Genomic DNA, 11,654 nt, shown 5'->3' with positions numbered 1-11,654 from the left:
TGGTGATGAGGGTGACCCCATCTGCGGCCGTGCCGAGTTGCTAGGGTCCGGCGTGGTGGCTGACCAGGAAGGACCCGTATGGAGCTCGACGAGTTCGATCTCGCCCTGATCGAGCAGTTGCGCATCGACGGACGGGCCTCGTTCGAGTCGCTCGGCGCAGGGGTCGGGCTCTCGCGCACGGCGGCCCGGGCCCGGGTGCAGCGCGTCCTCGAAGCCGGTGTGCTGCGGGTCGTCGCCATGGTCCATCCCGAGTTCGACGGGATCCACGCGTTCGGACACGTCTCCATCGCGGTGCAGGGCAGGACCACGGCGCAGGTCGCGGCGTCCGTCGCGCAACTCCCGGACACGCCCTTCGTGTCGATCGTGTCCGGCCGGCACGCGGTCGTCGCCGAGCTGCGCTCCTCGGACGTGGCGAACCTGTCCGACACGGTGAGCCTGATCCGGTCCGTCGACGGCGTCCAGTCCGTCGACACGCTGCTCTACACCCACCTGGTCAAGGAGCCGCACACCCCGGCGAACGGGCCGGGGAACCTGGACCAGTTCGACGACACGGACCGCCATCTGCTGGAGCTGCTGCGGCAGGACGGCCGCATGCCGTACGCCGATCTGGCCGACCGGGTCGGACTGTCCCGGGGCGCCACGCGCACGCGTGTCCTGCGGCTGATCGAGTCGGGCGTCGTCGCCGTCACCGGGATCGTGAATCCGACCGCGTTCGGCATGACCCAGATGAGCGGGTTCCAACTCCATCTCGAAACCGACGGCGCGGCGGCACTGAGCGCGATCGGCCGGATGGACGAGGTGGACTTCCTGGCGCGCACGCTGGGGCGCTGCGACGCCGTGGGCACGCTGATCACCCGCACGCGCGCCGAGACGATCGACATCCTGGACCGGATGCGGGCGATCGACGGCGTGCGGGACCTCCAGTCGTGGACACATCTGGAGCTGGTCAAGGAGCAGTACGACCGCCGGCCGCTGCGGGCGCTGCCGCGCTCGCGGGGCGGCGTCGCCGCTCGCTGACGCGCCGGGGTGCCGAAGGGGCGGCCGATCCGCGGGACTGGGGAGAACCCCTGATCCGATTTGCCGCGAATCGGAGGATTGTGGATCGCGTAGCCACACGGAAGTGGTCCCGGCCCAGAGGCTGATCCCTGGCCGGCGGGGGTGGCGCGGGCCCACCGCGTCGCCCGCGCCGGACTCGTCCCGGACCGCCGAGGTGTTCGCCGACGGCTCGTCCGGAGAGGAGATCCACCGTCATGCCGCACCGAGAGTTCTTCCAGGTCGACGTACCGGCACACCCGAACCGGAATCCGGCGCTGCACGGGGTGCACGTCTTCACCGGCGAGGCGTCGTCCGGCCGGCAGGCCCTGAAGCGCGCCCGCAAGGGCTACGACCGGGCCCGCGCCGCCCACCGGGCCGGGCGCCAGATCCCCATCGGCCGGCCCGGCACCTGGGCGGCGCGCGGACTGCGCCCCGGCTGGGAACTCGACTGGTCGGCCGCCACGGTGGACCTCTGGATGCCCTGACCTGCGGACCGAGCCCCCGAAAGACCCGCCGCCCAGGCGTGTCGTCGGCATGACCCCGCCGACGGCACACCTGGGCGGCGGGCACCGGCCCCGGGGACGGCCGGTGCCCGCCGCCTGCTCCGGCCCCGGGCGCGGCCCGCGTCACCGGCGCAGGGGAGGGCGGCCGCCGCGCCGGTGCGGTACCGGGCAGGGGCGATGGCCCCCGGAACGGCCCCCGGACCCCTCCGCGCGCCGGCTCCGTCAGCCGATCGGCGCGGGCATGCGCACCACGTCGTAGACCAGCTCGATCACCTCTCCGGTGGCCGGGTCGCCCAGTTCGACCCGCCAGCGGTCGGCGAACTGGTCGACGCCCTCGGCCATGGGGATGGTGCCGGAGATCAGCACCGTCCCCGGCAGCAGACCGTCACGGGCGCGCAGCACCTCGATCCAGTACCCGGGCGTGAGCAGTTCGGCCAGCGTGCCGTCCTGGATCGCGCTCTCCTGTCCGTCGTGGCTCACCCAGGCCCGCAGCGTCAGGGTGTCCAGCCGGTCCTGCACCTCGCTCAACCGCCAGGCGCGGCGGGCCAGGACGTCCGGACCCGCGTTCTTGCTCCAGGCCACCCCGTGCACCTCGAGTTCGCGGTCGGTGTGGTCGCAGGCCGCCGTCAGCAGCACATCCCCTTCGGAGTCCACCACCAGCGCCCACTCCGCCTCGCCCGAGGTGCGTCCGTGCTGGACGCTGACCCGGCCGGTGTGCTGGGCCAAGTACGGCGCGACCGGATACAGCGCGGGGGTCACGGACGGCGCGGGCACCCCAAGCTCGGCCAGTTCCGCCACATGGGCGGCCACATCCTCCTGGCGGCGCCCGGCGTACCCGGCGTTGAGCACCTGGACGACATCGACGCTCCGGGTGGTGCCGTCGGGCAGTTCGAAGGTCAGCAATGCCATGGGGTTTTCTCCACATCGATCAGGGGAGGCGCGAAATCGAGGTGCGCGAAGGCTTGCGCATACGACCTGTATACAAGAAGTATGCCGTTAGGTCGACAGCGCACCCCAGCAAGGACGGTCATCGTGGACGACAGCACGAGCACGGGCATGAGCAGCGAAAAGGGAAGGGAAGCGCCACAGCACAACGGCTCGGCGGTCCGCCGGGCCTTCTTCGCGAGCCTCACGGGAACCGCCCTCGAGTGGTACGACTTCGCCATCTACTCGGTGGCCGCCGCACTCGTCTTCGGTGAGGTCTTCTTCCCGTCGGACGACCCCGCCACCGGCACACTGCTCGCCTTCTCGACCTACGCCGTCGGCTACGTCTCCCGGCCCCTCGGCGGCTTCGTCTTCGGCCGCCTCGGCGACCGGATCGGCCGCAAGAAGGTCCTCATCGCGACGCTCGTACTGATCGGCGCCGCGACGCTGCTGATCGGTCTGCTCCCCTCCCACGCCACGATCGGCGTCGCCGCGCCCATCGCCCTGGTCGTCCTGCGCTTCGCCCAGGGCGTCGGCGTCGGCGGCGAGTGGGGCGGCGCCGTACTGCTCTCCAGCGAGTTCGGCGACCCGCGGCGGCGCGGCTTCCTGGCGTCCGCCGCCCAGGTCGGCCCGCCCGCCGGAAACCTGATGGCCAACGGCGTCCTCGCCGCCCTCGGCTTCCTCCTGACGGAGGAGCAGTTCATCTCCTGGGGCTGGCGCGTGGCCTTCCTGCTCTCCGGCGTCCTGGTCTTCTTCGGCCTGTGGATCCGCGCGAAACTGGAGGAGACACCGGTCTTCAAGGCGATGGAGGCCGAGCAGAAGCGCCCCGAGGCCCCGCTGCGCGAGGTGTTCACCACCCACCCGCGAGAACTGACCGCGGCGATCCTGTGCCGGGTGGCCCCGGACGTGCTGTACGCGCTGTTCACGGTCTTCGTCCTGACGTACGCGACCGGCGAGCTGGGCCTGTCGCGGGGCGCGGCGCTGTCCGCCGTCCTGATCGGCTCCACCTGTCAGGTGTTCCTCATCCCGCTGGCCGGGGCGCTGTCCGACCGCGTCAACCGGCGGCTGCTGTACGGCGTCTCCGCCGTCGCGGCGGGCGTGTGGCCGTTCCTGTTCTTCCCGATGATCGGCGGCGGCGACTGGGTGCTGCTCGTGCTCGGCGTCGTGGTGGCACTGGCCGTCCACTCACTGATGTACGGACCTCAGGCGGCGTTCATCGCCGAGCAGTTCTCGCCCCGGCTGCGCTACACCGGCTCGTCCCTGGCGTACACCCTGGCCGGAGTGATCGGCGGAGCCGTCGCACCCCTGCTGTTCACCACACTGCTCGACACCTACGACTCCTGGCTCCCGCTCGCCCTCTACGTGGCGGTCACCGCGGTCGTCACCGTCGTCGGCCTGTGCCTGGGCCGGGACGGGAACCCGTCCGAGGACATGGACCCCGATCCGGAAGCGCTCGCGACCCGTTCGCAGCCCGCCGTGCAGCACTGACACCCCCCGCCGTACACAAGTCAGGACCGTCCATGCGTATCGCGCTGAGCCAGCTCACCACCGGACCCCGGCCCGAGCAGAACCTCGAACTGCTGCGTGCCGAGACCCACCGCGCGGCCGACGAGGGCGCCCGCGTCGTCGTCTTCCCCGAGGCCGCCATGGCGTGCTTCGGCACCCCCCTCGCGCCGCTCGCCGAACCCCTCGACGGCCCCTGGGCGTCCGCGGTCCGCACCCTCGCCGAGGAGGCCGGGCTGGTGGTGGTCGCCGGCATGTTCACCCCGGCCCCGGGCGGCAAGGTGGCCAACACCCTGCTCGCCACCGGCCCCGGCGTCGAGGCGGCCTACGACAAGATCCACCTCTACGACGCCTTCGGCTACGCCGAGTCCGACACCGTCGCACCCGGGTCCGAGGTCGTCACCATCGACGTGGACGGCATCCGGATGGGCCTCGCCACCTGCTACGACGTCCGCTTCCCCGAACTGTTCCGGGCGCACGCCGACGCCGGGGCGCTGGTGTCGCTGCTGTCGGCGTCCTGGGGCGCGGGGCCGGGCAAGACCGAGCAGTGGGAACTGCTGATCCGGGCCAGGGCGCTGGACGCCACGGTGTGGCTCGCCGCCGTGGGCCAGGCGGACCCGGCCGCGTCGGGCGCGGGTCCGGCACAGTCGACGGCACCCACCGGGATCGGACACAGCGCGCTGGTCGGCCCCGACGGCACGGTGCGCCGACGCCTCGGCGCGGACCCCGGGTTGCTGCTCGTGGACGTGGATCCGGACGAGGTCGCGGCGGTCCGCCGGGCCGTACCGGTCCTGGCCAACCGCCGGCTGACCGCCCGCTAGCCGGCGAGCAGCACCTTCAGAGTGGTCTCCAGGTGACCGTCGATCGCGGCCTGCGCCGCCGGACGGTCACCGGAGGCGACGGCCGCCAGGATCGCGCGGTGCTCGGTGAGCACGGCCTGCTGCCGGCCCTGCTGGTTGTACAGCGCCACCACGCCGGCCCGGATCTGCCGGCTGCGCAGCCCGTCGTAGTGCCGCACGAGCAGGGAGTTGCCCGCCGCCGCCACGATCGTCGCGTGGAAGAGATGGTCCGCGGCGATGAACTCCCGGGCGTGCTCGGGGCCGCTCAGGGCGCGCTGGCGCTCCAGGATCCCGGTCAGCTCCGACACCAGGTCAGGTCCGGCGGGCATGACCTGCTCCGCCGCGTACCGCTCGACGATGCCGCGCAGTTCCATCAGCTCGGTGATCTCGCGCCCCGACAGCGGAACGATCTGCGCCCCGCGCTTGGGCACCAGGCGCACCAGGTCCTCGGCGGCGAGCAGCAGCAGCGCCTCGCGGATGGGGGTGCGGGAGACCCCGATGCGATCCGCCAGCTCCTGCTCGGACAGGAACTCGCCCTGCCGGTCCGGGTCGGTGAGAACGTGCTCCTTGAGGAAGGCGTACGCCTTCTCCCTGCCCGACGTCATGACGGCCCCCACAACGGTTGCATACAATGAGTATACAGCCCGCGCCCGCGAACGCACCCCGTGCGCCGGCTGACGGTCAGGCGCGGGTGTGGCGACCGACCCGTACGGAGCCGCACATGGAGTTCTGGTCCATGCGCGGGACTCGGCCGACTCGCCTACGTCCTGCGCGCGGCCGGGCGTGACCGGGAGGGTCCGTTCCGCAGCGCGGCGACCGCCGCCAGCCCGTGCTCGCACGGCCCGCGCACCCCCTGGTGGCGGGACCACCACAGACAGGTGCAGGTGCGTCGGCCATGGAGTTCGCGTATGTGGTGGACGGTCCCGCTGGAGGCGACGGTGGCCGTCCCCGACCGCCGGTTCAGCGTCACCGCGCCCGCCTCGACCAGTGCCCGTGCGTCGACCAGGCGCGGGTGGCGCGGCTCGGGTTCACGGAGGTGGAAGGGCAGCTCCCGGTGGAAGTACGCCGCCTCGGCCGCGTCGTAGCCGCACCGCCCGGCGTCGACGAGGAGGGCCAGCGCCGTACGCGTGCGCGCGACCGTCAATCCGGCCTGCTCGGCGAGCGCCGCGGGGTCGATGCGTGACTCCCACGACAGCAGCACCGACAGCAGTTCGGCGTCCTGCCGGCCCTGTTCGGGATCCGCGTCGGCGTCGGTACAGGCATCGGAGCCGGAGTCGGAGCCGGCATCAGGATCGGTATCGGTATCGGTATCGGTATGGACATCGGTATCGGCGTGGGTGTCGGATTCGGCGTCCGGTGCCGTCGGGGTTCGGCCGTCGGCGGTGAGGCTCGCGTGCACGCCGGACAGCGGGACCAGCGTCAGCCGCATCCCGGGCAGTACGGCCTCCCACGCGGACGCGGCGCCCGCGTGCCCGGCCGCGGCCGGTGGGCCGTACAGGCGCAGCGACGTCATGTGGAGCGCGACGCGCTGGAGCACCTCCAGCCGCCCGGCGTCCGGCAGGGGCACAGCGCTCGGAGACGGCACGGCCGACAGTCCGAGCCCACCGTTGACGGTCGTCGCCCAGAGCCGTACGTCCCCCTGCCGGGCCAGGGCCCGCACCAGCCGCTGCGCCCGCAGCCGCGGCACTTCGGCGCGCAGGCCGAGCCGGGACGCGACGGCCTGCGCCTCGGCGAAGTCACGCAGCGGCAGCTGCGGCGACGGAACCTTTTTCCGTACGTTCGGGCCGTCGAGCGCGGCCCTCGCGGCAGGCAGCACGGGCCCCACGCGCAGGTGCAGCGGACGGCGGGAGCGGACCCGTCCCAGGGCGTGGAGCAGGGTGTCGTTGACGTCGAAGTGCGCGCTGCCGCGGTGGATACGGGCGCCGTTCACGCCGTCGCCGAGTATGTCGAGCCGTGCGTAGAGCCCGCGGCACGGGGACAGCGCCTCGAAGCGGAGCCGGTCGTCGTGGCCCGTGACCACCGGGTCGAGCACGGCACGGCCGGGGTGCTCCTCCCGGTACCAGGTCCGCGAGACGTCCGCGACGGCGAGCAGACCCACCGCCGCAGCCTGCGAGGCGGTGAGGACACCGGAGTAGAAGTGGGGGTGCCGTGCCGTACCGGTCGGGGTCGCCCCGCCGCTGGTCTCCAGGCCGAGGACGGGGGCCGTACGTGTGCCGGTCACCGCGGAGGGCCGCACATAGGTGCGGGACCGCACGTCGCTCATCTTCGTCTGTACCCGCCGTCGCCCTGTCGTCTGCCGTCCGGCCCGCGGTTCGCCAGTGTGCTGCCGCGACCGGCCGGACGTCGGCATCGTGACACAACTCCGCGCTTCTTCCGCCGCGTTCGGCACCAATGATCAACAGCGTTGCGCGTTGGGCGGGCACCGGGCTCCGCGGTGCGTCGACGGCGAGCGGGCCGGGTCCGCCGCTGACCGTGTTCACAACTCAAAGCCGCGTAATAAAGCGGAACTACGGGACATCGGGTGACGAGGCCTTCGGCATTCACAACAACTCCCGCCCGGCACACGGATGTTGTTGCGTCGCAGGTCACGGCGACAGCACGATGACGAGCGCCGGAGCGGAACCGGGCCGCCCGGTCACCACACCCGAGAGGAATGACGCTCATGCGAAGCAGGAAACGGCGTAACAGGAGGGCGGTGGTCATGGGCGCGGGCATCCTCGGCATCGTCTGCGCGGCGTCCGTCACCATCGGTTCGGCGGGTGCCGCCCCCGAGGAGAACGGGCAGCACTGCACCGTCAATGTGGGCAACAAGGAAGAGAAGTGCTTCAGCACACCGGAAGCGGCCCAGGAGTACGCCGCCGTCCGGATCAAGGACGACGCCCTCGGCGCACAGACCGAAGTCGCGCTGCCGACCGACGTGGTGATCGGCACCCTCTTCAAGGACTACCGCTACGGCGGTGGCTCGATCACCCTGTGGGGCAGCCGCCCCTGCGGCGAGGAGCGCGAGACCGGCTTCTACTTCAACCTCCCGGACGACTGGAAGGGCCAGGTCTCCTCCGTGCAGGGCTGGGCCGAGTGCGAGGTCACCCTGTACTCGCGGCCCTACCTCGACGGCGTGGCCTCCCCCCGGTTCGCGGATCTGACACCCGTGCTGGAGGGCCAGTGGAACGACTACGCCGAGTCCATCGAGTTCCGGTGACGGGGAAGACCATGAGCGGGACACCGCGTACGCAGACCGCCGGCTGCGACCGTCGAGCACCGAGGACGTCGTACAACCGTGCCCGCCGGGCGGGCGCCCTCGCCGTGCTGTTCGCCGGGAGCCTGCTGACCGCACCCTCCGCGCAGGCCGAGGAAACCCCTCCGACCGAGGCCGAACTGCTGGCCAAGTGCGACAACGGCACCAAGAAGTGTGTCTTCCACCCCAGCGGTCCCCTGGTCGAGGTGGCCGGTGAGCGGCGCAAGGTCGGGGACGAGGCCTACAACTGCACACCCCGGTTGCAGCGTTCGGGCATCACCTGGTCCGACACCGTGGAGGAGACCAACAGCGTCGGCACGTCGACGACCGTCGGGGCGGGCTTCGGGGGCCCGCTGAGCATCAGCATCACCACGTCCTTCGAGACGACATGGAAGAGCGCGAAGACCGAGAGCGCCACCACGTTCATCGACGTGCGCCCCTATCAGATCGGCTGGCTGGAGCGGACCCCCGACATGCAGAAGGTCCAGGGCACCTACGAGCTGATCTTCGAGGACCACTTCAAGGGGCATCGCTACTGGTACGTGCCCTTCGAGGCCACCGGCCCGCTGGAGACCAGCAGCATGGCGCAGCGCTCCAGGCCCATGACGGAAGAAGAGAAGGCGAACCACTGCTGAGGGCACGCGCCACGGCGGCTCGGCCCATGTGGAAGGAGACCCGCATCATGTCGTATGCGCACCACCGCGCCCGGTGGGCCGGCGCGCTCGCCCTGCTGCTCGCCGGCGGCGGCCTGGTCGGCGGCCCCTCGGCGCAGGCCGAGGAGAGTCCACCGACCGATCGCGAGCTGCTCGCCAAGTGCGACAACGGGACCAAGAAGTGCGTCTTCCACCCGACCGGCGGACTCACCATCACCCCGGGCGAGGACCATCGTGTCGGTGACCTCGCCTTCAACTGCACGGAGGACGACCAGACCTCCTCACGGGCCTGGGAGGACACCACGGGCGAGACCAACACCCACAAGGTGTCCCTGCGGGAGGACTTCGAGACCGATTTCCTCGGCTTCATCAAGATCTTCAAGGCGTCGTTCGAGCAGTCCTTCACCCGCACCTGGTCGTCGTCGCACACGGAGTCCCAGACGACGTTCATCAACGTTCCGGCGGGACACGTCGGCTGGGTGACCCGGGCCCCGAAGGTGCAGAAGGTCGAGGGAACCGTGGAGCTGATCTTCGAGGACCGGTTCGAGGGCAAGCGCTACTGGTACGTCCCCTTCGAGGCGACCGGCCCGGCCGAGGGCGAACCCAGCGTCAAGACCCAGCGCTCCCGGCCGATGACGGCGGAGGAACGCGGCACGTACTGCGCGTAGGACGCACGCACGCCGCACACGCGCGTGGGGCACACATACGCGTCGGGCTCGTCCGCGTGCAGGGCTCACGTGCGAAGGGCCCGGCCCGGGACGCCGGACACCCCGGGGTGCTCGGCCGCCTCCGCGAGGGCCGAGAGGACCTGGTGCAGGCAGGGTGGAGTGGCCAGTGTGCTCCACACCGCCGAGAAGCTGCCGACCGGCGCGTCCTCCAGTTCGAGCGGTACCAGACCCTGCGGAAGGTGCGCTTTCACGGACAGGGGCTGGAACATCACCGCGCGGGTGGTGGTGAGACGGGCCTGCGCAAGGCTGAGCCAGGTCTCCGCGACGGCCGGTGTCGCCTCCGTCGCGGAGGCGATCCGGTGGACCGCGCGCCAGTGCCCGGGGTGGCTGGAGCGCGGCCAGCTGAGCCACACGTGCCCCGCCAGGTCCGCGACGGCCACCCGCCCCCGGTCCGCGAGCGGATGCCGCGGCCCGACCACGGCGCACCACGGTTCGCGCCCCACCTCCTGGCGGGCGATCCGGCGGCCGCCGAAGGCGAGTTCCAGCCCCACGCCCAAGTGCACCCGCCCCTCGGCGACGGCGGCCCGCAGTCCCAGCTCCGAGTACTGCTCGCTGCGCAGATGCAGTTCCGGCGCGACGCGGCCCAGCACACCCGCGGCCCCGGGAAGCAGCCGGTGCGCGGCCGACGCGGTATGACCCACCACCAGGACCGCCCCGCCGCGGTGGGCCACCTCACGGGCGTCCACGATCGCCTCGTCCAGGGCCTGGAGGAGCGGCTGCACCCGCTCCTGGAGCAGCCGGCCGGACCGGGTGAGGCGGACGCTGCGGGTGGTCCGCCGGAACAACTGCACCCGCACGCTGGTTTCGAGCGCCCGCACCTGCGACGACACCGCCTGCTGCGTGAGATGGAGCCGCGCGCCGGCTCGGGTGAAACTCAGCTCCTGCGCGACGACCATGAAGGTCCTGAGCAGACGGATGTCGTTCAGGTCGGCGTCGGGACCCGCGTCGGCCATATGTGCTCCTTTCGTCGGTCCCCCCTCATGAGACGCGGCGTCGACACCCCTCGTCCCCCTGCGAGTTCGCGGTCGCGTCGGCTCATGGGCCTCCTGCCCCGGGCCGTCGGTGCCATGGCGCGCCGAGGTCCCGCGACGCCGCGGTCGGGAGGACCGGCAGCCGCCCGCACCGCTCTGCCCAGAGGCTTTTGGGCCGGCCGCCGCAGGAACCGCTCACGCGTCCTGTGCGGTTGCCCCGGTCGTGCCGCGGGCCGCGCGGCGACAACGCTGAGGGCCGGTGAGCACTTCGTTGCCGTCCCGAGTCCGCTGCGGCAGCCTCGGCGGTGCGTCGTTCCGTCTTCCGCACGTCCGCGACCTCTGGACGGGGCACGCACAGCACGCCTGGTCCGTCGGCTGGTGGGTGGAGAAGAAGCCGCCGGGCCGGGCCGTGCGGCGTGCGGCGTGGGCCGTGCGGCGGAGAACGGGCCGGGGTCCGTCCCCGAAGCACCTGAGGGGGAGCGCGGAAGGAGACCACCGGCCGTCGGCCACTGTTGTCGCTTTGCGCCAACTACGTTTGTTTCTCAATCAGTTACCGACCATCTGGCCTAGATTCCTCGGGATTGCACCAGTAAGTCCCAGGAGGTCAGCTTGAAGTCCAGACGGTTCCTCGCCCGCTCGCGGGCGTTACGCCGCTCCCATCTGCACATAGCCCTCGGCGCCGGCTCACTGCTGGTCGGACTGACGACACTGTTCGGCGTCGGCATCGCGAGCCCGGCCGCGGCCGACCGCACCGCGCAGTCCCGGTCCGCACCCCCGCCCTTCGAGCAGCAGCGGGCGATGACATCACCGCACCACCCCGCCGTCCCCGCGAGCGCCATGGAGCCGTCCGCCCCCGTCCTCGACCGGACCGGTTGGACGGCGTCGGCGAGCAGTGAGGAGACCGGCGGCGAGAACGGCCGCGCCGCCAACGTGCTCGACGGCAACAACGCCACCTTCTGGCACAGCAAATGGAGCGGCACCGCCACCCGCCCGCCGCACACCATCACCCTCGACATGCACCGCACGGCCGTCGTGTCCGCGCTCGTCTACCAGCCCCGTACCGGCAACGCCAACGGGCGGATCGGCGAGTACAGCATCAGCGTCAGCAAGGACGGACAGGACTGGGGAAGCCCGGTGGCCTCCGGCACCCTCGCGGACGACGTCGGCGCCAAGACCCTCGGATTCGCCCCGCAGGGCGCCCGGTTCGTACGGCTGACCGCGCAGACCGAGGCCGGCGGCCGCGGCCCCTGGGCCGCCGCCGCC

Annotated in this window: 11 protein-coding genes and 1 pseudogene; 8 read left to right on the top strand and 4 right to left on the bottom strand. The window is 72.0% G+C overall.

Annotated elements, in window-relative coordinates:
• Positions 1-78 precede the first annotated feature (78 nt).
• Together DN051_RS41300 and DN051_RS41295 are read left to right on the top strand one after the other, a co-directional pair.
• Positions 79-1,017, top strand: coding sequence for an Lrp/AsnC family transcriptional regulator (locus DN051_RS41300; protein ID WP_053758830.1), 939 nt, complete (start codon positions 79-81; stop codon positions 1,015-1,017).
• 233 nt (positions 1,018-1,250) lie between these two features.
• Positions 1,251-1,520, top strand: a complete 270-nt coding sequence (locus tag DN051_RS41295; protein WP_112442967.1) for a hypothetical protein — start codon at positions 1,251-1,253, stop codon at positions 1,518-1,520.
• A 240-nt stretch (positions 1,521-1,760) separates the two neighbouring features.
• Here DN051_RS41295 and DN051_RS41290 read toward each other — a convergent pair whose 3' ends face one another.
• Positions 1,761-2,447 carry a DUF2848 domain-containing protein gene (locus DN051_RS41290; protein ID WP_053758832.1) on the bottom strand — a complete coding sequence of 229 codons (687 nt, stop codon included), beginning with the start codon at positions 2,445-2,447 and terminating at the stop codon, positions 1,761-1,763.
• 147 nt (positions 2,448-2,594) lie between these two features.
• Here DN051_RS41290 and DN051_RS41285 point away from each other — a divergent pair, with 147 nt between their 5' ends.
• Both DN051_RS41285 and DN051_RS41280 read left to right on the top strand, forming a co-directional pair.
• Positions 2,595-3,950 carry an MFS transporter gene (locus DN051_RS41285; RefSeq protein WP_112443366.1) on the top strand — a complete coding sequence of 452 codons (1,356 nt, stop codon included), beginning with the start codon at positions 2,595-2,597 and terminating at the stop codon, positions 3,948-3,950.
• 32 nt (positions 3,951-3,982) lie between these two features.
• Positions 3,983-4,786, top strand: coding sequence for a carbon-nitrogen hydrolase family protein (locus DN051_RS41280; RefSeq protein WP_053758833.1), 804 nt, complete (start codon positions 3,983-3,985; stop codon positions 4,784-4,786).
• Here the strand turns inward: DN051_RS41280 and DN051_RS41275 are convergent.
• Positions 4,783-5,409: a GntR family transcriptional regulator gene (locus tag DN051_RS41275; RefSeq protein ID WP_053758834.1), complete on the bottom strand. Its 627-nt coding sequence runs from the start codon at positions 5,407-5,409 to the stop codon at positions 4,783-4,785. The two genes, DN051_RS41280 and DN051_RS41275, sit on opposite strands and share 4 nt — an antisense overlap.
• Before the next feature lie 155 nt (positions 5,410-5,564).
• Entirely contained in the window at positions 5,565-7,067 is a 1,503-nt protein-coding gene (locus DN051_RS41270; RefSeq protein ID WP_112442965.1) for an SWIM zinc finger family protein, read from the bottom strand.
• A 399-nt stretch (positions 7,068-7,466) separates the two neighbouring features.
• Here DN051_RS41270 and DN051_RS41265 point away from each other — a divergent pair, with 399 nt between their 5' ends.
• From DN051_RS41265 to DN051_RS41255, 3 genes are read left to right on the top strand one after another with little or no spacing between them, the layout of a single operon-like run.
• Positions 7,467-8,003: a hypothetical protein gene (locus DN051_RS41265; RefSeq protein WP_159054027.1), complete on the top strand. Its 537-nt coding sequence runs from the start codon at positions 7,467-7,469 to the stop codon at positions 8,001-8,003.
• Positions 8,004-8,014: 11 nt separating this feature from the next.
• The gene (locus tag DN051_RS41260; protein ID WP_246041261.1) at positions 8,015-8,674 is read left to right on the top strand and encodes a hypothetical protein; all 660 of its coding nucleotides are present in this window, start codon (positions 8,015-8,017) and stop codon (positions 8,672-8,674) included.
• A 47-nt stretch (positions 8,675-8,721) separates the two neighbouring features.
• Complete coding sequence (locus DN051_RS41255) at positions 8,722-9,360, top strand: hypothetical protein (protein WP_112443364.1); 639 nt, start codon at positions 8,722-8,724, stop codon at positions 9,358-9,360.
• Positions 9,361-9,425: 65 nt separating this feature from the next.
• Here the strand turns inward: DN051_RS41255 and DN051_RS47390 are convergent, their stop codons facing one another.
• The gene (locus DN051_RS47390) at positions 9,426-10,373 is read right to left on the bottom strand and encodes a LysR family transcriptional regulator (protein WP_112442963.1); all 948 of its coding nucleotides are present in this window, start codon (positions 10,371-10,373) and stop codon (positions 9,426-9,428) included.
• Positions 10,374-11,189: 816 nt separating this feature from the next.
• Between DN051_RS47390 and DN051_RS48020 the strand changes: the two are divergent.
• Positions 11,190-11,648, top strand: a pseudogene (locus tag DN051_RS48020) (discoidin domain-containing protein); the annotation flags it as partial.
• Between the last annotated feature and the right edge of the window lie 6 nt (positions 11,649-11,654).

The organism is Streptomyces cadmiisoli (genome assembly GCF_003261055.1).
Taxonomy (GTDB): Bacteria; Actinomycetota; Actinomycetes; order Streptomycetales; family Streptomycetaceae; genus Streptomyces; species Streptomyces cadmiisoli.
Note: the sequence above shows the minus strand (reverse complement) of the source record. Positions and strands in the feature narration are given on the sequence as shown.